13 protein-coding genes are annotated in these 25414 nt (G+C 38.4%); all 13 read right to left on the bottom strand.

Going from position 1 to position 25414, the window contains the following annotated elements; genetic code table 11:
• Position 1 precedes the first annotated feature (1 nt).
• A complete protein-coding gene (ccsA, locus tag VIO64_RS21725) occupies positions 2 to 1909 on the bottom strand; it encodes a cytochrome c biogenesis protein CcsA (protein WP_331921843.1) in 1908 nt (635 codons plus the stop codon).
• Positions 1910 to 2110: 201 nt separating this feature from the next.
• Positions 2111 to 5101, bottom strand: a complete 2991-nt coding sequence (locus VIO64_RS21720) for a sialate O-acetylesterase (RefSeq protein WP_331921842.1) — start codon at positions 5099 to 5101, stop codon at positions 2111 to 2113.
• Between the two features lie 56 nt (positions 5102 to 5157).
• The gene (locus VIO64_RS21715; protein WP_414705336.1) at positions 5158 to 6759 is read right to left on the bottom strand and encodes a family 43 glycosylhydrolase; all 1602 of its coding nucleotides are present in this window, start codon (positions 6757 to 6759) and stop codon (positions 5158 to 5160) included.
• Positions 6760 to 6773: 14 nt separating this feature from the next.
• On the bottom strand, positions 6774 to 10331 hold the full coding sequence (locus tag VIO64_RS21710) for a glycosyl hydrolase family 95 catalytic domain-containing protein (protein WP_331921841.1): 3558 nt from the start codon (positions 10329 to 10331) through the stop codon (positions 6774 to 6776).
• A 14-nt stretch (positions 10332 to 10345) separates the two neighbouring features.
• Complete coding sequence (locus VIO64_RS21705) at positions 10346 to 13222, bottom strand: carbohydrate-binding protein (RefSeq protein ID WP_331921849.1); 2877 nt, start codon at positions 13220 to 13222, stop codon at positions 10346 to 10348.
• A 234-nt stretch (positions 13223 to 13456) separates the two neighbouring features.
• The gene (locus tag VIO64_RS21700; protein ID WP_331921840.1) at positions 13457 to 13762 is read right to left on the bottom strand and encodes a hypothetical protein; all 306 of its coding nucleotides are present in this window, start codon (positions 13760 to 13762) and stop codon (positions 13457 to 13459) included.
• A gap of 29 nt (positions 13763 to 13791) precedes the next feature.
• On the bottom strand, positions 13792 to 14925 hold the full coding sequence (locus VIO64_RS21695) for a cytochrome c biogenesis protein (protein WP_331921839.1): 1134 nt from the start codon (positions 14923 to 14925) through the stop codon (positions 13792 to 13794).
• Positions 14926 to 14990: 65 nt separating this feature from the next.
• Positions 14991 to 15881 (bottom strand): hypothetical protein, encoded by an 891-nt coding sequence (locus VIO64_RS21690; RefSeq protein WP_331921838.1) that lies wholly within the window; start codon positions 15879 to 15881, stop codon positions 14991 to 14993.
• Complete coding sequence (locus VIO64_RS21685; RefSeq protein ID WP_331921837.1) at positions 15878 to 17758, bottom strand: carbohydrate-binding protein; 1881 nt, start codon at positions 17756 to 17758, stop codon at positions 15878 to 15880. The genes VIO64_RS21690 and VIO64_RS21685 overlap by 4 nt, the downstream gene beginning before the upstream one ends.
• A gap of 284 nt (positions 17759 to 18042) precedes the next feature.
• The gene (gene bglS, locus VIO64_RS21680; protein ID WP_331921848.1) at positions 18043 to 19074 is read right to left on the bottom strand and encodes a beta-glucanase; all 1032 of its coding nucleotides are present in this window, start codon (positions 19072 to 19074) and stop codon (positions 18043 to 18045) included.
• Between the two features lie 156 nt (positions 19075 to 19230).
• Positions 19231 to 22788: a tetratricopeptide repeat protein gene (locus tag VIO64_RS21675; RefSeq protein ID WP_331921836.1), complete on the bottom strand. Its 3558-nt coding sequence runs from the start codon at positions 22786 to 22788 to the stop codon at positions 19231 to 19233.
• 75 nt (positions 22789 to 22863) lie between these two features.
• Positions 22864 to 24576, bottom strand: a complete 1713-nt coding sequence (locus VIO64_RS21670) for an AbfB domain-containing protein (protein WP_331921835.1) — start codon at positions 24574 to 24576, stop codon at positions 22864 to 22866.
• A 33-nt stretch (positions 24577 to 24609) separates the two neighbouring features.
• Positions 24610 to 25347, bottom strand: coding sequence for a sigma-70 family RNA polymerase sigma factor (locus tag VIO64_RS21665; protein ID WP_331921834.1), 738 nt, complete (start codon positions 25345 to 25347; stop codon positions 24610 to 24612).
• Positions 25348 to 25414 lie beyond the last annotated feature (67 nt).

Here is a 25414-nt window from a genome sequence, read left to right as displayed (position 1 = left end):
CTTATGTATTCTTTTGCAGATAAATAGCCCTCATTTCCTTTCGCTTAACAAAATACTGCAATATTACACCTGCAATCAGCAAAAGGCTTCCGATCCATACAAGGCTCACCCACCTTAAAATCATGACTTTTATTAAAATTCTGTCGTTTTCATCAATCCCTTCAAAAATGATATAAAGGTCCTCCCATATTCCGGCTTTTACTATTGCACGGGAGTGAGTTATATTCTTCTTTTGATAATACGCAAGCTCAGGCTTTAATTGAAGCCTGCCTTTAGGCCCGCTGACTCCAATAACTGCAACAGCTGTTGTTTTCCCTGTTTCCTCTTTCCAGTACAAGTTCCTGTACTTCACACTGTATTTGTGAATTTCCAAAGTGCTGTTTTTATCCAGCATTTTTTCTGTACTGTAAAACATTCCCCGGGAGCCTGTAAATCCAAGAGCCATGATGAGTAGTGCAATATGTAAGATTGAAAATGATACATACCGGGGATTATTTCGAATTTTTTTATAATTTCGTGCAAGCTCAATGACAAAATTGACTGCAAGCATTGCACAAACAGCCAAAGACACCATTGTAAGATATCCGTAATTGGAAAATACAATCATCATAATTAGAGTGGCAATTCCTATGACTGCACCAGGGATCAGGAGCATTCTCCTGCCTGAAAACAAACCCGGGCAAACTGCCAGGCATAAAAGCACCAAAAGGCCGAAGATTCCAAAGCTGTAATCATAAAACGCAGTCGACGTTACCGAAGCATCCTTGGAAAACAACCCTCCAAACAAGGGAAAGGCGGTTCCTCCAAAAATCAAAACAGCTATTATTACACATAAAGTTGTGAACAGATTTGCTGGCTTAATAAAAGACCAAAATACTTTTTTGAGCTTAGACCCTGTTTCCTCAGTTCCGTTTTTTGCATCATCTTTATGTAACCTTTTAATTCTGTAGTATGTGAAAACAATTAATACAGCCAGGACTATCAAAACTCCTCCGAAAACTATGGTTACACCCTTACTGCTGTATGCATGTACTGATTTTAACAAGCCGCTTCTTGCAAAGAATGTTCCAACAAGTATGGTAAATGCTGTTAAGGTTATCAGCATAAAGTTGATCCTTTGTCTGCCGTATCCGTTGTCTTTCCCACTAATACCATGCAAAAAGGCTGTAGCAAACAGCCAGTTTACCAAGGATGAGTTCTCTATGGGGTCCCATGCCCAGTAACCTCCCCAGCCAAGCTCGGTATATGCCCATAACCCACCAGAAACAATTCCGGCAGTAAGAAGTATCCACCCCCATACTGCCCATTTCCATATAACATAGCCATTTGATGAGTTTTTTTCCCTAAGGTCAAAAAGCTGGTAACAAAAAGCGATAAAGAAAAATGAAAAAGCTACTATGATAACTGGAGGATGAAAGACCATTCCAATGCTTTGGAGAGCTGGATTAAGGCCAAAACCATCTGTCTGCTCCGACACATGCTTAAATGGATTATTTATAAAGGTTACAACAAACATAAAAAGCGTCATGACAAATATTATGATGCCAAATACCATTTTGGTAGAGCTTTTATCTGTGTTTTTCATGTAGACAATGATAAGCAAAACTGCAAATACTGAGGTCCAAAACAGCATTGAACCTGCACTTCCAGACCAAAAAGCTGAGATTTTATATATTAACGGAAGTGATTTTTCAGTATTGTGATACACATATTCAATGGAGTAAACTCCCTTTACCAGTGAATAAATCAGAAGAAAAGAAGATACCAGGACCCCCAGACATGAAACAAGTCCAGTCAGTATTCCTAAGTTTTTTCTTACTTCTGTCTCCTTTTTAAAAATTAACAATAATAACGATACAAGACCGCTTGCAAATGCAAAACGTAATACCCATGTCCCCAATAAATCCATATAAATCCCCGCTTTTTTTTAATTAAATAAAATCATGAAATGATTTTTTCAACTTTTATTGTTGTCATGAGAAATTATGGTGTCTGTAACCCACACTAAGACTGCATTTCAACCTTTAAAAGACACCATAATTTCCTAGACATTTAAGAGCATCCTATGATAAATTTTGTCTACTATCGGGTGCTCTAGCTTGAAACCATATTACCAGCCAAGGGCTTGAATCATTTTTTCAGCATACCGTTTTCCCAATTCAACTGATGAATCATGACTAAAATGCAAACGATACGTTGTATCGGAAGGATCTTGAACCAGGCCTTGTGCTGAAACTACATAGCAATTGGTAATTAAAGAAGGCAACTGATTTACCAATGTATTGTGTCCTGCACAAGGACCACTGTAAAGCAGTTCACCTGGGAGAAAAGGAACGTTACCAAGGTTCAGATCTTTTCTAAGGTCTTCTACTAGTGTTTTTACCTTACCAGGCCAACTGGGGTCACCACTATTTGATTCGCCCTGGTGGAAAATGATGCCTTCAATGATGCCTCCCTTTTGCTGTGCAAGTTTTGCACGATTGATAATCCAGCTATATTTGGTACCTCCCACCTTCATAAAAGTCTCTATCTTTTCACCGCTGATAGCACACGGTATCAGCCCAATAGTATCACCCGCCGGAACTTTCTGTATCATGCTCTTGCCAAACCAGTCTCCAGGGCCTACGGCGTCAAGCCAGGCAGGATGCAGAGGTGGACATGCCACATCCCACTGATCTGTTACTCGGCCGAGTGCTGAGTTATTATCATATCCCAATACGAGCACTCGGGGGTCTTCTACCTTATCAGAGGCTTGGGTCTTTGCATATCCTGCCATATTAGATTGTCCCAAAAGCAGAAAACAATGGAATTTGGCAGCAGCTGTTGAAGTTGGTGTCTGTTTTGCAGTTGGAGTTGGTGTTGCAGAAATTGGTGTTGCAGGAGTTATTATCTTGTTGAAGTTGCCTGCAATAATTATTACATCAGAAATGTTTATTGCACCGTCATTGTTCAAGTCATATGCTGCAACATATCTTGATTCGCCTCGGACTGAATTAAATCCACCTGCTAATAGTATTACATCAGCCATGTTTATAACACCGTCATGGTTTACGTCAATGCTGATTGTAGATGTAGGTGTAGGTGTTGAAGCGGGTGATGAAACAGCATTAAATTTCCACCAGTTCAAATTAAACAGATAACCGCTACCACCTGTGAATTTTAAATAAAGGTCATGGGTACCGCTTGCACCACTAACATTACACATTGCATCAATCCAGGTCTGCCAATCACCGCTTCCGGTAACCGGACAAGTTCCTACTAAGGTACCGTTAATACTATCAAGCCTTAACTCAATATTGCCTCCGCTTGTGCCGCTGGCTACTCTAGCTTGGAAATTTGACGCACCAGTGCCAAAATCAACATTTTTGTAAACAATATAATCCCCATTCTCGATATAACCAACATCCTCTCCACCTTCACTGCAGGCTTCAGTTTGGATTCCCAACTGGTCATTGTAACTCTCAGCTTCGGTTTGTGTAAAAGCCGATATCTGACCAGGTGTAGGTGTTGCCGTAGGTGTCAGCGAGGGTGTTGGTGTTTGATTCCCACTTGGTCCCGGTTCATCATTTAGTCTAAACCAGTCAACATCCACATAACCGGAACTTCCTGAAGGATTAAAATTCAAAATAGCATACTGTTCACCCTGGAAGGTGCCATACTGCCAGTCAAAGCCCATGGTTATTGTTGTTCCAAGCTGTTGCCAATCCCTAGTGTCATCTTTCCAGAAAAACTTGGCTTGCTTGTTACCAAAATTCATTTCTATCCTAAAATACAAAATATTTGAAGTTATATTATTGACAGTTGCTTTTACGCTTTCTTCTTCTGACATTATTATACGTTTGGGATCCTTGGTTACAGCAATATAGCCACGTGGATCGCCCAGCATTCCCAATCCCGCTATATCCCCAGGCTGCATTTGACTGCAATCGATTTTAATGGTGCCGGTACTTATTAGACCTTGGCCTTTTTGAGTTAAACTGTTTCTGGCATTCCAAAAATCCTTCCCGGTAGTAGCTTTTAGTCTTAAGGCAGAACCTGTAAGGGACCATTTAGTATTGTCCGGATTATGATTCCACATCCACTGAAGTCCTAAAGTACTGCCGTTAAATTCATCTGAAGCTTGCGGTACCTTAATCGGTTTATTTGCAATAGGTTTGGTGTATTTAGATTCAATCTGCCCTAGATATCCTGGTCTGCCGAATTTGGGCCAGTCATTCTCCCAGGTAATAGGGCAGATTCTTGTGGGACGGCCAATTGCACCGTCATCCTGATGTACATAGCCCCAGTAACTGCCATCGGGAAGATCTACAATGCCGCCCTGATGTCCGCCTTTCCCGGCAGTACACAAGGTTGTAGTTTCCCCATAAGGTCCCCAGAGAGTATTTGAACGGGAACACACTAATCTTTGTGCCGGTACGGCGTTAAATAAATAATATTTGCCTTTGGCTTTAATTAAATGTGCACCTTCAACATTGTTATAAGAAAGAATTACTCGCGATGCCCCAGTTGTAGCACTTAAGCTGGAATTTAGCTGTATCATACTGATCTGGTTTTGCCAGGCTCCCCCATAGGCAATATATGCAGTTCCATCATCCTCTATAAATAAGGCAGGATCAAAATAACTTCCGCTCAATACATTGCAGCTCCAAGGACCAGCAACGTCTTTGGCATAATAAATACGTGTACTTTCACCATTAGGAGTAACCACCACATAAAATGTACCGTTCTTATAAGCTATGGAAGGTGCAAAGCAACCGTTGCCGTATTTTGTTCCACCTTGCATGTTATACGCATTACCAGTATATGAGGATATACAATGACCGGCGATTTCCCAGTTGACCAAATCCTGAGATTTACATATAACCAGCCCCGGTACACCTGCGAAAGTAGAAGTGGCTAGATAAAAATCACTGCCAACCCTTATTATACTGGGATCCGGATAGTCTGCAAATAAAGGCGGATTGGTGAATGTGCCATCTCCATTGTCAGACTGCCAGGCATATGTGAAAACCGTTTGTAAAATGCATAGACATAATACCACCAGAATAATCAGCACTTTTTTTATCCCAAAGTGCCTATTTGACTTTCTTTCAAATAACATAATTAAACCTCCCTCGATAATCTTTAATTTTCTTCTATAAATTCTTTATGGCATGACTAAACAATGGTATTAAACTTAGCTGCAATCAAAATAACATCCGCCATGTTTATAGCCCCATCTTTATTCAAGTCGTATACATCAACATATCCTGCATTTCCTTTAACAGTATTAAATCGGCCGGCCAAAAGTATTACATCCGCCATGTTTATAACACCGTCATGGTTTATATCAAAACTGTTTGCAGGAGTTGAAGAAGGGATCATGGTAGGTGTAATTGTTGGAGTTATTGTTGGAGTAGAAGCAGAGCTGAATTTCCACCAGTTCACATTAAAAAGATATCCGCTTCCACCGATAAATTTTAGGTATAAATCATGTATACTCGTAACCCCATTGACTTTACAGGACTTGGTAGTCCAAGTCTGCCAGCCGCCTGTACCTGTAACATCGCAGGTTCCGACTAAAGTCCCTGTCGGGCTGTCAAGCCTAAGTTCAATTTTCCCGCCACTTGTTGCTGAAGCTACTCTTGCATCAAAAGACACAGCACCTGTACCAAAATTAACACCCTTAACCTTTATATAATCATTGCTCTCGATGTTACATACATTAATCCCGCCTTCACTGCATTTTTCCGTTTCAATACCCGATTCCCAGCAAATCGTTTCTGCTTCAGTTTTTTCATAAGGATCTAAAGTACCTATCTGAGCCGGGCCATTTTTAGTCATATTGATTGTAGGAAATGTGCCATCGGAATTATATTTGAATTGCTCTACGCATACCGAACGGTGGAAGCCTCCACCTCCAGGTAAATCAGCGTTATGGTAAAAGAAGTAGGCGTTACCCTTATACTCAACTACTCCCGGGTGATTGGTGAAGCTGCCGCCCTGTGTGGGCATGATTTTCCCCCGATAAGACCAAGGCCCTGTAGGACTGGTACTTGTTGAATATGCGATATGCTCGGATATAGGACCTGCTGCAAATACCATGTAGTATAAATTATTGCGTTTGTAAAACCATGGACCCTCTTCATATGAAGTGGGCCTGTCTGTATTAGACCGTACTCCAAAACTTGCTGTAGTCAGATTAATCTTGGTAGGACTTCCTGAACATGAAACCATATCCGGGTTTAACTTCACATACCAAAGGTTTGGATTTCCCCAGTACAGGTATGCTTGTCCGTCACTGTCAATATATACCGTCGGGTCAATATCTCCGTATCCGGTGGATACTAGAGGTTTCCCTATAGGATCACTAAATGGTCCTGTAGGACTGTTGGATACTGCAACACCTATAGCTTCTCCACCAGCTTTTTTGCTTAAGGGAACATAGAAATAAAACTTTCCGTTTCTTTCTACAACCTGTCCTGCCCATGCTTTTCCATTTGACCAACTGAAATCGGTATAGGCTAATGGTGATCCATGGTCGGTCCAGTTTACCATATCTTTTGATGAATAGCATCTCCAGTCATTCATGGTAAAGAAGTTGTTTATTATTGTATCTTCGTCATGTGTGGTATATAGGTAGCAAGTTCCATTATAAACCATTGGAGCAGGATCAGCAGTATAAAGTGTTTGTACTATTGGATTGTCTGCATAGCATGTTACAATATCAAAAAACATAATTAACATGATTGAGAACATGATTAAAGAATTTTTTCTCATTATATCCCCCCCAATTAAACAATGGTATTAAACTTAGCTGCAATCAATATGACATCCGCCATGTTTATAGCCCCGTCCTTATTCAAGTCGTATGCATCAATATATCCTGTATCCCCTTTTACAGTATTAAATCGACCGGCCAAAAGTATGACATCTGCCATGTTTATAACACTGTCATGGTTTATGTCAAAACTGTTAGCAAGAGTTGGTGTTGGTGTCGAAGGTGCGGCAATGAATTTCCACCAGTTCAGATTAAACAAGTAGCCGCTATCGCCCTTGAATACCAAATAAAGATCATGAGTACCCATTGCCCCATTAACACTGCATTTTGCATCATCATAGACCTGCCATTCTCCGTTTGAGGCAACCTGACATGTTCCTACCAATGGGCCGGTAATACTGTCAAGTCTTATCTCAATATTACCTCCTCCGGAGGCACTGGCACATCTTACCTGAAAGCTTGCCGCACCGCTGCCGAAATTGATATTGTTGTAAACAACATAATCCCCATTCTCAATATAACCAACATCCTCCCCACCTTCACTGCAGGCTTCGGTCTGGACTCCCGATTGGGTATCGAAACTCTCCGCTTCATTTTGTGTAAAGGCGGATCTTATAACAGGGGTCGTAGAAGGAGTAATCGTCGGGATCGGAGTTTGAGTTGGAGTCGGGTTCAAAGTCTGAATCGATGTTGGAATCGGAGTACTTCCATCGGAAGATTTGCCCCAAAGCTCAAATTCATAAATTCTGGCACCTCCTGAGTTATCTTGTGTTGCTGTATTGATATATAGCCTTGCATATCTTGTTGTAAAGGTAGGTACATTCCTATCTGATATATTTTGCTGATTTCCATGGACTGCATCAACATCAGTCCATGTACTTCCATCGTCACTCTTTTGCAATGTGAAGTCTCTGGTATTAAATTTTATTGCTTCTGCTACACCTGCATGTTTTACCACCCAACGGCTGATATCATAATTGGCACCCAGGTCAACTTTTAGCCACTCTCCGCTCATACCGTTTGTATGGCACCATTTGGAGGTATTTGATCCATCCACTGCTTTTTCCGGTTCTTCACCTGAAGCATTTCCCGAAGCAGTAACTGTTTTATTCAAAGCCACATTTGTTAATGTAGTGGTGCTGCCCACCAACTGCAAGGAACCGTTCAATTGATAGGTTCCTCCTGCCGTAGTCGGGAAGCTGATGGTTTTGTTACCGTAACGTACATTGCAAACATTACCGGAATTGGACTTGATAGTGACATTACTTAAAGCCCCATTGGACCAGTTCATTTGTGTAACCGTAAAATTACCGCGTGCACAAAGGCCGTTTGCATGACCGGTAGACCATTGGCTGGGCAGTGCCGGTAAAAGTTGAATTTCGTTATTATGGCTTTGCAACAGCATTTCCGCTATTCCGGAGGTAAATCCGAAGTTACCGTCTATCTGGAATGGTGGATGAGCATCCCATAAGTTATCATATAGACGGCCGTCTTTGTTGACGGGTGTTATCATCAGCTTTACAAGATTGTATGCATGAGGACCATCCTCAAGCCTTGCCCAGCAATTGAGTTTCCAGCCTTCAGACCAACCGGTTCCCACATCTCCACGTGAATTTAATGATACAATTGCTGCATTGGCAAGAGCCGCAGTTCTCCGTTTGCCGATTTCCATCCCGGGGAACAAGTTATACATATGGGAAATGTGCCTGTTTTTCTCGGACTTGCTGTCCCAATCATAGGCCCATTCCTGGATCTGCCCCCAACTACCGATAGTATCGGGTTTGATCTGAGACACCTTGGACTCTAAAGTGGAACGGAACGCAGAGTCAACATTCAGTATCCTGGAGGCCTGAATTACATCTTTAAAAAGTTCCCTGCAAATTCCATTGTCCATGGTCACCCCATAACTGCAATATGCACCTTGCCCACCACTGCCAATGGGAGTTGAAACTTCTGGGGAAGTGCCGGGACAAACTACCTGATAGTTTTGTCCATTAATGCTTTTAGATTGCATCAGGGTTTGCAAAAAGTCAGCACTACCCTTTATTACAGGGTAAATTTCGTTCAAATACCTGGTATCCTGATTAAAGTTATAAGCGTCATACAACATATTGGAAATCCAGCCGGCTCCCGTTGGCCAAAATCCCCATGCACCGTCAATAGGAGCACATCTGTTCCATAAATCGGTGTTATGATGTACTACCCATCCATTGGATATATTATAATGTGCACGTGCAGTTGCATTACCAGGAGCTTGCAGTGCTTTTGCCTTTTCTATGAAGGGCTTGAAACACTCAGCCAGATTAGTGGTGAATGCCGGCCAATAGTTCATCTGGTAATTTATATTGGTGGTCAATTTACATCCCCATGCAGGGTTGCGGAATTTATTCCAAATTCCCTGAAGGTTCATGGGTTGTGAATCACGAGAAGCACTGATCATTAAGTACCGTCCGTATTGGAAAAGCACCTTTGCCAGTTTCGGGTCGTTGGTAGTAGAAAATTCAGATATACGCTGGGGCATGGGTTTGCTATTTTCACTGCCGCTGCCTCCCAGGTCCACATCCACCCTCTGGAATAAGGCCTGATAATCGGCAATATGATTACTAAATAAGGTATCATAAGACTTAGCCGATGCATTTGCAATATCTGTAGTTGCTTTTCCTTTCTCATCTCCATTACATGTAGTATAATTGACAAAATTGGTACGGACAGAGGTAAGAATAACTACTGAATCAGCGTTTGTGACAGATATTTTATTACTATTGGCTGATACCGAGCCATTTGTTGGTATAATTTTTGAGCGTGTTGAAAACCATACAGCATAAGAAATACCATTGTCGCTATCCCCATGCCCATTCATCACAAGGGTATCCGAACCTGCAGTAGTAACGGTATATTGACCTGTAAGGGAAGATGAATAACCGGCAGTAAAAGATATTGATCCAGCTGAACTACATGTTATTTTTGTCACCATAATCTGATCAGGATAGCTTACAAAAGATTCACGGTGATATTTTTTACCATTATAGGTATAATCACTGGAAACTACGCCGGTATTCATGTCCAGCTGTCTTGAATAACCTGATACCGAGCTGTGGCCAAAGGCCAAATTCAATTCCCCTACTGATTGATACCTTGCTTGCCCCCCACCGATCATATTGTTAATGGTGGCATCTCCATTTTTATATTGGCCGGCAAACAACTGGTCCTGAGCTGTTTTTAAAGAGTTTGCAGCTCCGGCTTTATTATTGTTGCCAGGTCCACTACTCCAAAAAGTGCTTTCGTTCAAATCAATTCTCTCATCCGGATAGTTACCGTAAACCATTGCACCGATACGACCGTTACCCAATGGCAGTGCTTTATAAAATGCTTCGTTGTTATCATAGGCATTACCGGAAAAATTTGTTCCGGCCATACTGTTGTACCATAATTTCAGATCATTATCCGGAGCAACGGCAAAAGATCCTGAACTTATGGAAGAACTGTTAATCGGTAAGTTACAATTCATCATCAGGACACATGCCAAGAAAATTACTCCAAATTTCTTAATAATCATTTTACCATGCTTCATTTACAACACTCCTATTAAAGTATATTTCCAAATTTTGCCGCAACCATCACTATATCCGCCATGTTTACAGTTCCGTCACTATTTAGGTCGTATGATTCAACAAATTTGGAATCTCCACGTACTGTATTAAACGCACTTGCTATAAGTATTACATCCGCCATGTTTACAGCACCATTATGGTCTACATCAACACTTTTTACCGATGCAGGAGTTGATGTAGGAGTTGAAACAGCAGTACCAAACTTCCACCAATTTAGATTAAACAAGTAGCCGCTGCCTCCCGTAAATTTCAAGTAAAGATCATGTTTACCACTTACCCCGCTGACATCGCACATCACGTTAACCCAGGCCTGCCAATCGCCATTTCCCATAACAGGACATGTCCCTACCAGAGTACCGGTTATACTGTCAAGTCTGATCTCGATATTACCTCCACTGGTTGCACTGGCAACTCTTGCCTGAAAGCTTGCTGCACCACTTCCGAAATCGATATTGTTGTAAACAGCATAATCTCCATTTTCGATATATCCTACATCTTGACCACCCTCACTACAGTTTTCCAACTGTACTCCTGATTGGCTGTTAAGATCTTCCGCCTCGATTTGAGTAAAGGCCGAGCGAGGACCAGAAGTAGGTGTTGGTGTCACAGGACCTGTTGGCGGTGGTGTTGCCGAACCTGTAACCCTTAACTTTGCATTAGATTCACCAAGCTTTACACCTTGTGAACTAACAACGAACAATTTATAGGTACCTGCAGTATAAGGTGCTGTTATAGATGTAGCATCACCTGCTGCTCTTGTCATTGTGGCCCCTTCAACAAAATTTGTTGTACCTGTTGGGGCAAACCATACAGTATTTGAAGAATTCCCACTGCTTCTAATATTCATCTTTGTACCTGCTGTTGTAGCACAGCTTGCAGGAAACACATAATCCTGTGTCAAAAGCAAATTGCCTGGTATAATGTTCCTGTATTCTTCCTGAATTCCCGATTTCAAACATGTATTGTACTGAGCCAAAGGCCATACGTTATCTGAAACTACAACGGGCGGGTCAATTTTACTGTTCGGAGGGTTAACGCCCATTTTATTAACTGTTGCATAGGTCCTTAGTATTGTTAGGTCGTGTTTTTGTCCAAAATCCTCACAGTTGATGGTATACTTAACTCCCGGGTCAATATCCAGTACATTATCGTTTTCATTTATATAAGCAGTTCCTTCATCGTTATGCAACCCATACGTAGGGCCTGATGTCGCAGGAGGAATACCTCTTACATAGTTCTCATTAATGTTGGTGCCAGGCATCTGTCCTATTGTATATATTGCACCGCTGTCATGAAGCCTGGTTAGTGTATCGATAATCCTGTTATAACTTATTGTGTTGTTTTTACATGTAGTTGAATCAAGGAAATTGCACCATCCCCATCCCAAATGTATACCATTATAGGCAGTAGATTGAACATGGTTATATGTTATTTTGACGGTATCTCCAAAGTATACCGTTATGGCTGCACATCCACCAAATCCGGGAGCAGTACTGGTGTTGTACAACATATTGTTTGTAATGTTTATGCTCTTACAAACACCTTCAACACCGGTAGCATATTTTGCACGATTTCCCCCGTTTCCGATGTAAACATGCTGAGGATGTCCTACAGTTATGCCGCTTGATGTTATGTCAGTAATATAGTTGCCAATAACATTAGAATTAATGACATCGTTTACCATGGAAATTCCGTCACTGCCGCTGTGCTTCACTATATTTCTTATAAAGTTGATGGAATCACTGCTACTTACGTTGATCATCCCAGGTAATGTATCAACAAGATCATATTTTGTATTGTGCCAATTATCATTATAAAAAGCTATAAATGCCTGTGCTGCCTGACATGTTGTCTTACCGCGTGAACCTGCGACATTAACAAGGCCATAATCGGTATTTGCAAAGGTAATACCTTGAAATGTTAAATTCTTGACCCTGTTTGCAGTTGATGTTCCCGCGATTTCTATGAGCTTCTCCACAACAGGAGCCTGTACATCTGCAGTTGCCATATTCTCACCCTGACGGATATAGTAATAAAGAGTTTTTGTAGTCTTGTCAAAATAAAATTGTCCTGGAGAATTTAAAAACTCAAATGCGTTGTATATAGTATGGGTCCCGGACGCGGTAAAGGCTGCACCCCAGCCCGGTGTCTGTGCTATGGCTCCATATGGCTGCTGCAAAAGAAGCACCCTGAAATTGCCGGATGTAATAACATCCCTTGTACAAACTATATTCTCGTTCCACGTAGTTCCATTTACTATCTCAAGATCATCTTTGTTGCTGGCAATAGCCGGTACATCCGCCAAGTTATACTGAACCCCATCGCTCTTACTACCGCTTGTCCAAGCCCAACTGGCTTGTCCCGCAGTTACTGAGAAAGTTCCGTACCCGCCTCTGGCTGTGACGGTTTTTTTGGTCATTGAAGCCCTCTGGTCATTTACATAAAGGTTCCTCAATTTGGTTGAGCGGTTCAACTGAGCTTTATATATATTACCGCTGTGCAGGGTCCAGCCTGTAACTTTTGTTGCACCATTTAAAACAGGCGTTTCACCCTCATACGCCTGATAATATATCCTGTATCCGTTTGTCCCTGAATCCTGCGGTCCAAAAGTAATGGTGCTGGTAATATTATAGGTGCCGCCTCTAAGATATACGTATATATCTCCTGTCATATTACCGTTTAAGGTCCGTACTACATCTCGAGCTTTAGTGATAGTCAAAAAAGGCTCACTTATTGTACCCGGATTGTTGTCATCGCCTGTGGGTGATACATAATAAGTCGCTTGAGCTGCCGCTGTTACGATATTCATGGATATTGGATTGATTGAAAAAACAGATACCATGAACAGCATAGTCGTAAGGATTATTACGCAATTCTTAATTGACGCTTTTTTCAAGATAATTCCCCCTTCAAATAAGTATTTTTTCTCTTCTTTAACTTTTGATTTTTGATATATCTTTTTCATATTACTTATTCGTAGTTATATATTTATTTATGTTAGGTATATAAGGTATGTTAAATATTTTTGTTAATAAATAAAGTGTTAATCAGTCCTCCAACTACAAAATTCCGGAAACTTCATATTCTACAAGTCTAATTTGATCATCAGCACATCTTTACTTATGCACAGAAGATCTATAATACTATTGGGAATGTTCTCACACATTATTTGTCCTTTTCCCTCCGGAAGTACCTCTTCTAAATACTCACCTATTTCCATCAACACCTTCTTGATTGCAAATGATCTGTGAATAATACAAGGCTCCGGGTCATTGAACAATTCCCTACTCTTTTCAATTATTTTCTCTTCCTTTAGAGGCAATGAATTCAATCTGCACTGAAGCTCAGTTCTGCCATTTTCACTAATAAATGTAATTATTTTAGGTTGCATAGTCTACACCACCATAATTTCCTAGACATTTAAAAAAACAAAAAAATAGTACCGAACAGAACAAAAATAAGAGCATTAATTATTTTTATAATATGAAGCCTTTCTCTTACTGCTTCCGATACCTCGAAAATCTCCCTGCCCTTATAAACTATCAAAGTCAGCATGATAAGTGGCAAGATTAAGCCAAGACTATATAGTATAAGGTAGACCAACGCCTGATTATTTAATTGTGACTCAGTCTGAAAAATTGTAATTATAGTTGCAAGATATATCTGACCGGTGCATAGGAACGCTCCTAAAGATATGATCATTCCAAGAAAAAAGCTTATGATAAGTATTACATTCAGGTTTGCAAATCCGGATGCTTTTTTAATAATATGATGATTAAACCTTCTTAGCACCTTCGGAAGCTGCAGGAATATTCTGTCATATCTCTCCATTTTAGCTGCAAAAAAGTCCTGTATGTTCATTATTATAAGGATTAGCAGCACTGCTGCAAAAAGCACCTTCATTAATACATTCAAGATACTGAAATTGAAAAATGACAAAAACTTAAAAAATATGGTTCCGAGCAGTATATATGCCAATAATTTGCCCAATATAAAGGAAAATCCTATTTTTAATATCTTTATGTTTTTAACTATCAAAAGAGATAAGAAAAAAAGCAGCATGGACATGGAACAAGGATTTATACCATTAGCAAGTCCAGCCAACAAGACGCCCATAACTTTAAAGCCCTCAAACCTCCGTAAATCCTTTTCGTGATTTACAATTGAGTTATCAATCTCAAGGGTTTTGAAGCCAACTTTTTTAATTTCCTTCTCAAGATTATTCCTTATGGTTTCTTCATCTGAAAAATACTTGTCTCTAACGAAAATAACGGGAACAATTCCATCATCTTTTGTTGAAACCTTATAAGCCTCGCTATACTTGTCCATAAGGCTTTTATTTCTCAAATCGGAAATATCATATTTCTTTAAATTAAAGTTTTTATGGCTTTGGCTCAATCTCTCAAGGAAATCCGTTATGTTTGCACATGAAGCACAAGTAGGACTATAAAAGTACACAGCTGTAACATTATCTTTATCTTGGGCCAAGGCCTTAGAAACAATGCCCTGCATCACAAACAGCGATATTAAAAGGAAAAACAAGAACTTTTTCATTCCATTGTCCCCAATCATTAATTCAAATTCTGTTAAAGTCTTTCAAAATACCTGCTAGTTTTATTTTATAACCCCAATATGTAATTAATTGCTTCATTTACGTCTGTAAATAGCTTTTCAACAGAATTGTCACTCTTTAAAATAACGAACATTGGATATTTACGAAGGCTCGCCTCGATACCGTAGGCATAGGCATATATATTAAAATATATCTGCTCAGAATCAATCTCATAATACTTGTCATAATCCTGTCTTGTATCAAAATCCGGTCTTATTGTGATTACATTTATCTTTTTCTGCATGGAATCAATATTTTTCCTTACAATTTCTTCGTGTTCCCTGCACTTTCTGCAGCCTGACCACATAAACATCAGCAATGTTTTTTCAGTATCTTTCCTAATAAATGCACCTGACTTTGACACATTCTTAATAATCATCTCACCGGCCTTGTAGCTTAAATCCTTTTTCTCGCCCAATTCAATAATTTTATTTATCAATGATATGTAACTGTAACCGGTAACCATAATTATTTTGTTGCTTTCATCCATGAGAAATGCTGTAGGCTTAGACTCACTCAAGGATACCTTGCCATCCACGGAATAATTATATTTTGAGTCAATGCCTGCATCCTTTACCTTTTTAGTAGGAATTAGGCCCTCCCAAACTATTAAATAACTTATACCTTCAGTTTTTATTAAATTAATCATTTTTGATATGCAACCTAACCTAACAATACATTCATCATTTGTACCGTCAAGATAGAAAATAACTTTATATTTACTTTTTACATCACTTATTCTGTTATCTTCCCCGGAAGCATTAATAAATTTAACACTCGAAGGTATTGTATCCCCTGACTTAAACTCCAACCTGTTATCCCGATTATAGTACCTGCTTGTTATAACTACTGCCAAAATTACTATGGCAAGTATACAAAGAAAGACATACTTCTTCATAGTGCATTTTTGGTAATTACAATATTAAATTTAGAAGCAATAATTATTACATCAGCCATGTTTATTGCATCGTCATGGGTTAAATCATATAATGGATTGTAGCTGATATCTCCACGGACCGAATTGAATGCAATTGCCAAAATAATCACATCGGCCATGTTTATTACACCGTCATTGTTTAAATCTCCTGTAGCAACAACAGGCTGTGTAGGTGTATTCACATTAATTGTCGGTGCAGGCGTATTCGTTACCCCTTCAAATGTAAACCAGTCAAGATTTACAGGCCCTGAAAATACCAGATACAGGTCATTAACACCTTTGACGTTGTTAATGCTGCAGCTTTGCTCCTGATATGTATTCCAGTCACCAGTTTCAGTAACCTTTAAAGTACCTAATAAAGTACCTGTCGGATTATTCAATCTTAGTTCAATATTGATATTTAATAAATCTGCAACAAGAGCCTTAAAGGAGTTTGCACCGCTTCCGAAGTCTATATTTTTATATACCAGATAGTTTCCCATTTCAATATAACCTACACCACTTCCACCATTAGCAGTATCTATTTTTTGAATAGACGAAGAACTAATATCATTGTAGTTCTCTGCTTCCAATTTTGAAAAGGCACTCCTTGGTATCGGTGTTGGTGCTGGAGTTGGTGTTTGTGCCGGAGTTGGTGTCGCCAATGGTCCTGAAGATATCTTAAGTACAACTGTGCCGTGTGAAGGTACTGACGCAGAATATGATCCGTTAAATGTTCCTTTATCAGCTTTAGCCCACAGATCGCGAACTGCAGCACTACCTGTTATACCTATATCCGACCAGTTAGCGGTTATGGTGGAGGCACTCGAGTTTCTGTTTAGTAATGCAACTGCCTTTGTACCGTCTGCAAGTGGTTTTACCCAAACCTCATTACCATTAGAACTTTTAACTCTATAGCCCTGTTTCCCTGCCGGATCTTGGTCTACAGCTATTACTTCCTTATTCAAAAGAATATCCTTAGTAGCTTGCGCCATGTTCCTTACATCATTTCCGGCAAGAAGCGGGGATGCCATCATACACCACATGCTCATCTGCGTACGGTATTCCTCTGTCGTGCAACCATTGTTTCCAATCTCAAGCATGTCAGGATCATTCCATGCTCCGGGTCCTGCTGAATTTGTGTATTTGGAATTTTGATCAATTGCGTTTATAATACCTACGAAACCGTAAGGATGGCCTGTAGCATCCCATTGATCCACTATATCGCGTGTGGTGCGCCATAGATTGCCGGTCGTAGGCATCCAGCTCTGGTATTCCCATGCACAGATACTAAATACTATAGGTCTTCCGCAATTAGCAAGAGCCGTCTGCATTTTCTGATAATCGGTTTTCATATCACTTCCGCTTGGTATATTACAGTTGTCATATTTTAAATAATCAACCCCCCAGGAAGCAAACGTTTTTGCATCTCTATCCTCATAGCCTTTGCTTCCGCTTTGGGGAACATTTACACATGTCATAGTCCCACGATCTCCATATATTCCAAGCTTAAGGCCCTTGGCATGTACATAATCCGCCAAAGCTTTTATACCGCTTGGAAAACGCGTAGGATCAGATCTAAGGTATCCGTTGGAATCACGTGCCGGATTGGCCATCCAGTTATCGTCGAGATTTAAGTATATGTAGCCCGCATCCTTCATTCCGGTACTTACCATTGCATCTGCAATCTGCTTGATTTGAGTTTCATTAATTTTTTCGTGAAAAATGTTCCAACTGTTCCACCCCATCGGCGGTGTTTTGGCAAGACTATTGTCCCATGCCCCTGCATTTAAAGCCGTCAACATGGTAAATACAATAACCAAAGTGCCAAGAGTCACCAAAAACAGTACTTTCTTCATAGAACACTCAACCCCCCATAATTTTTATTTTATTTTTAATATTTTTGGATGAATCATTAAATATCTCTTTTCGTAGTACTTATTCGCAATAGCATGAATGTTTAAATTAGGTATATGAAAATTATTTTTAGTCATGCCAAAGTTATAGAAAAAACAGGCATCCATTGAATCGGAGGGAATGGAATGCCTGTTAATCAAGAAAAATTTATATTTTAATATAATTTACTATTAATAACTTAGTTCTTGCTTTTGGATTACTAAATGCAATATGTGCTATATTTGAGTTAACATATTGTGTTAAACTTACAAGCAATAATTATAACATCAGCCATGTTTATCACACCATCATTGTTTAAGTCATATACTTGATTATATATCGTATCTCCACTAGCTTTATTAAATCTGCATGCCAATTCAATTACATCAGCCATATTGATAACACCATCTTTATTACAATCCCCTATTGCTGCTTGATTTGGAGTGTTTGTAGGTGTAGGAGTATTGGACTTAGTTGGGGTAGGAGTATTGGTAGGTGTAGGGGTGTTTGCCTTTGTAGGTGTAGGGGTGCTTAGTGTGGTATAACCCTCTTTTGAGTATCTGACATACTCATAGTAAGCACTTAATGGGGTTCTACCATCATATGCCCCAAGCCATGCATCAACCGTAATACCAGGCCAAATGTTCATCATTATTTTACCAGGTGTAGTGGGTATTTCCTGTGTACCTGTAAATACTTTTTTTCCGTCTATGTAATAGGTAATTGAATTTGGCTGCCAGTCGAATCCATAAGTGTGATAAGCCTGTGAGGCATCAAACCCAAGGTTGTACATGTACTCATGTCCGCCCTTGCCGTTTTTGTACCAGTTTAATTGAACTTTTGTAGTATCTTTACCTAGAAATTCAATATCTATTTCATCCCATGGGTTACCGTCTGAAGGACCAGTATAAGTAAAAAACGACGAGACGATTCCGGTATTTTTTGCAGGCTTCATTTTCGTTTCGTAATATCCATACCCATAAGTATTGGAAGTGCGGTACTCCCCGCCTTTATATGGATAACCGGAACCAGTATTGTCCCTGTCGAGTGTCAGAATCATTTTACTATCGCCGAAAGTTACCTGGGATGGACTAAACACGCAGTTGAAGGGTGAACCGTTAGGACCTGAACGATATTCCCAATTGGAGTTGAATGATGTGAATTCTTCATAAAAATTTGACCCCACAGCAAATGCATCAGTCGAAACAAAAACCTGTAACGGAATCATACTTACCGCAATTACCAAAATAACCACCAATGCAAGAAACTTTTTCAATATAAAAACCCCCTTAAAAAAATAAAAATATAAAAGAGCTATAAGTATGGAATTAAAGTCCCAAAACTCAATAGTCTCTAGTTATATTCTATATTAGTTGTCAGGGTGGCATAAATATTTAATACTTTTGATTCATATCTATTTTTTTCGAATATGAATTTATGTTTTTTCCTGATTTTCTATATAATACTGACCTGGTGATATGCCTTCATACTTCTTAAATATACGTATAAATGTATTTACATTGTTGCAGCCAACCTTTTCGGCAACCTCATTTATCTTTAAATTGCTGTTCTGCAAAAGCTCCTTTGACACTTTAACTCTGTATGAGTTTAGATAATCCTTATAATTATAGCCTGTATAATATTTAAATACGGTACTAAAGTACGCTGGAGTCATATTAAAATACCCTGATATTTCATCTAGAGAAATGTCCCTTGAGAAGTTTATATGTATATAATCAATCATCTTGTTTGCCATATTTTTTTCGAACTTGTCGTCCTTAATTATCTCCTTGGCATAATCTATAGCCATTTCCATACTCATCTGGCTTCCTTCACGCCAAGCTTTATCAAACTCTCCTTCATCCATGATATTTCGAAGCTCCTCAAGACGTGTAGTGTATTCGGAAATATCATTTTGGGATATAAGATTTTCCACTACATTAAAAAGCCTGTCCGCAGCTCCGAATAGACGAGCGGATCTTCCTAGTTTTTCCAGTTTGACACAAACTCCGGCAAGTCCTCCCAATACCAAAAAAACAAACATAATTGTATTCTCCTTACTGTCGCAAAAAACATTCAAGCCTTTAAGATAAAGCTCCCCAGCTTTGAGAAAATCACCTGCTTTAAGTTCCAGTTCTGCTATATTCCGATAAAGCCATGCAATCTCTCCAGAACTCCCTATTTCCTCCGATACAGCCAAACTTTCCTTATATAATTCCATAGCTTTGTTAAAGTCACCTCTATATCTCATAATCTCACCTAAATCTTTAAGAACCCGGGCTATTATAGCTTTATAACCCAGTTCATAGGAAAGATTAAGAGCATTCATATAATACTTTTCTGCAATATCATACTCGCTCTGTGACCTTGATAATTCTGCTATGCTTATCAGTGCATTTGCTATCCCGTCTTTGTCATCAAGTTCTTCACAGTATGTTAGATACTCACTAATCATTTTCATTGCCTCATCATAAATACCTTTACCTCTCGCTACAAATCCAAGCCTCCAAAGAGCCTTGGCTACACCTCGCTTATCCTTTAATTCTTTGCAGATTTTCAAGCTCTCATTAGAACACTCTTCTGCCTTCAAATAGTCTCCTTTCTGGTAATATAATAGACTAAGGTGCTGAAGAACTTCTGCAATTCCAGGCTTATAATCAATTTGGTAATATATACTCAAACTCCCGTTTGCCAGTTTTTCTTCTTCCTCAAGATTGCCCAGCATACTTACCGCTAACGAAAGCTTATATTGTATAGCAGCTTCCCCCATAAAGTCCCCAATCTCCCTGGCAAGTGACAAACTTCTTCTAAAGATCGAAATTGATTTCTCGGGATTCCCCTGCAGATGGATTAATCTACCAAGCCACTCAAATACTTTAACATAATCCTTTGACTCTATAGAACTCCCATATCTTTGAACTAAGGATTCAAGAATGGTAATGCCTTCATTCCAATAACCGCGGACTTCCCAAAAATACCCCATTGCCCCGGTTAGTTTCAATTCTTTTTCCAGACTGTTAGTCATTCGCAGATGCTTCAGGGCATTTATTATATTTGAATGGGAAAACTCTAATTCAGAAAGCCGTCTTTGTCGTTCTTGTCCATTCATACTAAACTCGGCTTCAGTAACAAGCGATAGATAGTAATCGGAATAGCAATCTTTTATATAGTTTTCTTCCCCACTAATTGATAATAGCTCACCTGCATATTCACGTATTGTTTCTAACATACTGAACCGATCTTCGCTTTCACCACCAATTTTCGCTGTCTTTGTTATAAAGCTCTTATTTAGTAAAGAAGCCATTGTTTCCAATAAATTTTCAATATCATTATTGCAATTGGTTATAGCATGTGCTGCTTTTAAATCAAACTTGCCGGTGAATACTCCCAACCTTCTGAACAACTTTTTTTGAGTCTCATTAAGTAAGTTGTATCCCCATTCGATAGTATTCTTAAGTGTACGTTGACGATACTCCAAATCACGGGCTCCGTTATTAAGCCACATTAACCTATTTTGGCTCTGGTAAAGCATCTTATGAATGGAAATTTGTCCTATGTTTGCCGCTGCAAGCTCAATAGCTAAAGGTATACCTTCTAGGTAAGCACATAATTCAATAATTTCCTTTGCATTTTTTTCTGTAATTTTAAAGTCAGGCTTAACAGCTTTGGCACGCAGCAAAAAAAGAGTAACAGCAGGTTGTTGAATTACTCTTTCAATTGGTGCCTTTTCGCCAAAATTTACAAATTCTAAGGGGGGAACACTAAATATATGCTCGCCTGAAATTCTTAAGGGTTCTCGACTTGTGACCAGAATGGTTAAACCTGAAGTAGAGGTGAGAAGCTCAGAGATTATAGAAGCAGCATCAATAACATGTTCAAAATTGTCAAGTATTATGAGACACTTCTTGTCATATAAAGCACCTTTTAAAGTATTATAAATATGTTGACCCTGTATTTCAGCTATGTTTATTGACTTGGCAATATTTGCCGCTATAGAATCGGCATTTGTAGCAGTTGAAAGCGGAATAAAAAAGACTCCATCGCTATAGTCATAAAGCCGCATGAAAGCGATCTGCAACGCAAGCCTTGTTTTGCCTATTCCGCCAGACCCTGTAAGCGTTACAAGCCTTACACGGCCAAGCAAATTATTTATTTTCTCAATCTCATCCTCACGTCCGACAAATTGGGTCAGAGAAAAAGGCAGATTGTTTTTAGGTCTAAAATTATTCCTCTGTTTTTCAATATTTAATCTTACATTGGAATAATCCTTTTTTATAACAAATCCACATTTAGAATCATGTATTAAAATGTCATTCTCTAATAAATAATAGATTCCATCCTTTATGAGCCCCGGCAAGCCCATTGTTTCATTGTAAAACCATTCAAGAAAACGGGCCTGTGGCTCCCAGTAAAACTTGTCCCTCATCCATGTGCGTAAGCCTTGAGGTGACAAGGGACCCAAGTTTATAGTTTCATACAAAGGAGCACCAATATAGTCCAAGCTTTTTACAATTTTAGGTTCATTTGTGTAGACCAATGCAAGATTTGTATATCTTTTATCGTTTAAAATTCTGCATAAAAGGTTTATAGCCTCAGAGTCAAACTGGCCAATATCATCCGCGAGCATAATAATTCCGTTTTTCTTATTACAAGATAGTCTTTCTGTTAATAAGCTTTCAGCGAATTTCTGGCTTATATTGCCAATATCCAATTGGGTTGCATCTCTATCAGGTAAGAATTCAGTATGATCTTTTGTTTTAAAACATGAGTTTGTCAAAAGAGAGATAACTTCATAATTATATTGCAAAGCTACACACTCTATAGCATTCAAAAAGTATGTCCTTCCGGAATGTAAGAACCCTGCAATTCTTAATACTCCCCGCTTCATTTCAGGCAAGTTTCTTAAGAAATTGCAGAATTTGGTGATTTCATCGTCTCGCTCTATTAGATAGGGCATATTATGCGATTTATCTTGTTTAGCTTTTATATACAATCTTACCACCCATTATTTAAATACATTTACTTTACATCATATCACTAACGCGTGTTAGTTATCAATACATATTATTTATGGAGCTTTTATTTCAGTATATGTGGCATCTTTCCTTTCAAGGTCGCTAATAATTTCGTCAATTTGTAAATAAAACATCCTATGCCTTATATATCTATTGGGATAATTATACGATTGAAAAGAAACTAATTTATTGTCCGCCAAACCAGGCACTTTTCTAAAAGTTGCACATTCTTTAAAGTTTACTGAGCCGTCGGACTTTTCAAGAATAATTTTAAAATCCTTATGCATCAGATAATATCCCGGAAAGTTTTTAGACTCAAATGATATACAGTCTGGGTCAGCAAGACCAGGAACTATTTTATATACCGAATCATCAAATGGTGTAACATTCTCCGAAATACGTGCTTTAAATGATTGATGCCTAATGAACTGTCCACGATAATTATATGATTCAAACCTCTTATATTGTGAACTTACGATTTTTGTCGGTGTTGTGTTAGCATTATTGGGCTCAACCTTGATAGCTGAAACTATATTGTCAAATCCATAGGTTGAAAGATTATTACTGTCTGCAGTCAGTACAATAGATTTCCCAGTAAAGTTGTAATCTTCATATAAAGTTACCCGGTAACCCGAGGCAATTTTAATGGAAGACGCCTCATCATTTTTCAGTCCTTTATCCAGAAGTTGAAACATGTTGTAGTCTCCAGCATTCAATCCAACAGCCCACCCATTATAATTTGTATTTTGATACACAACGACAGGGTTTTTCATAGGCACAGGTGTTGGTTCTATTACTGGCACTGCTTTTTGTGTTGGCTCCTGTCTTAGCGTTGGCACCGGTTTTTGTGTTTTATTTGGCGTTTTCAATGGAGTATTGAATTTAATACCAGAATCTTTTGTAGCCTCATTTCGCTTGGCATTGTCAGTCTCCAAGATTGAAGGAGTTGGTTTCTGAACACTATTGAGACTGTCTTTTTCTGATTTACTGTTTAATATATTATTTAACAAATCATTAACATTAATCTTTTTAGCATCTTCAACTGAAAAATTACTTCCCAAATTCTTGTACTTATTATACAATACATACCTGCCGGCAGATATTCCCTCTCTTTGTGCATCTTTTCTTTCATCTTTATTTGCTTGCACAAGATATACATTTATTTGATTTTTTTCCTTTTGTTGCAGTTTAATTTTCATTGAGTTCATTAATGTATCCAGTTTGTCCTTTTCATTCTTATATTCATCAGATTCATTTTTATTATTTAATGTACTTGAGATCAGTATATAATTCTTTTCAGCTGATCCCATATTTTTATTCTTTTTTACCTCAACTAATATGTTTTCAATAGCTTTATATACACTAACATTACTAACCTTTAATTTTTTAGCAAGACTCTTTGCATCTTCATTTAATGGCACCAATCTTATAACATTTCCAGCATTATCAATTTCTAACTCAAGACTTGGATTAATATCAACATCGACATAAGCAAAAACTCTTGGCCGATATAAAAAATCCTTTACATTGATTGTGCCTATAATATTCGAAACAAAAGCTATAACAAACAGAACAGCCATACAAGCAGCACCAAGTGCCAATTTAGTCAAAACTGATCTTTTATCAATGATGTCTTTTTCTGTAAATTCGATTCGCTTCCCCACATAAGCGGTAGGCCGTCTCTTTATATAAAAACATTGAAAATCACTGGTAGTAACTATTGCTTTATTTTTAATCATACTTACCACAATGCCTTCATATTTCATTATTGCTCCTCCTTTAACATGCAAATACCCCAATTAAAATACTTGGTTTAAGTATGATTTGAAATTTACATAATCACTCTCAAGTATTATACATAAACATATTATAAATTCCCTATTTCTCTCAACAGTCTTTGGATGAACATCTATTACCTTAATAAGCTCTTTCATCTGGAAGTATTTTTTTGTTTTTAATTTGTTATATATATTCTTGTTTTCAATTACTTTTTTCGCAATGTGTATACACATTTGCTTGGAATCTTTATGCTTAGGTATATACTCAGGCAGATTTCTTATATTTAGTCCATAAGATTCCAATTGTCTGGAAAAATCATTTAGCTCGTAAATAAGTTCATATCTTCCTGCTTCCATACCAATATCAAACATATTTAATTTCTCCTCAAGGTCACTTTCACTTTTACTGTTGAAATATGAAAATGGAATTTCATTTTTACTGATAGATGATATATTCCTGAAGTAATCTATTATTCTCCTTCTGATTACCATTTGTGCAAAATTAAGAAACCCCTTACTTTTACCGCTATCAAACTTTTCAATTGCCTCATCAAATGCCATCAGGCCAATGCTATACTCATCACTATTTTTCACATCGACAATCCTCGAAGAATAAAAGCTTGAAATTACTTTTATTATAAACGGAATATAATCTTCTATGAATTTCTCCTTTAAATGCTTGTCTCCATTCTTGATTTTTTCAACAATACGGGTTGCTGTCTCACCGGTATAATTAAGAATAACGGAAATAAATAGCATAAACATCTTCCCTCAATAATAATTTTTTATAATAAACCCATACTAATATAAATCAATTTTAATCTTG

The organism is Pseudobacteroides sp. (assembly GCF_036567765.1).
Taxonomy (GTDB): Bacteria; Bacillota; Clostridia; order Acetivibrionales; family DSM-2933; genus Pseudobacteroides.
This window is presented reverse-complemented; position numbering and strand designations above follow the sequence as displayed.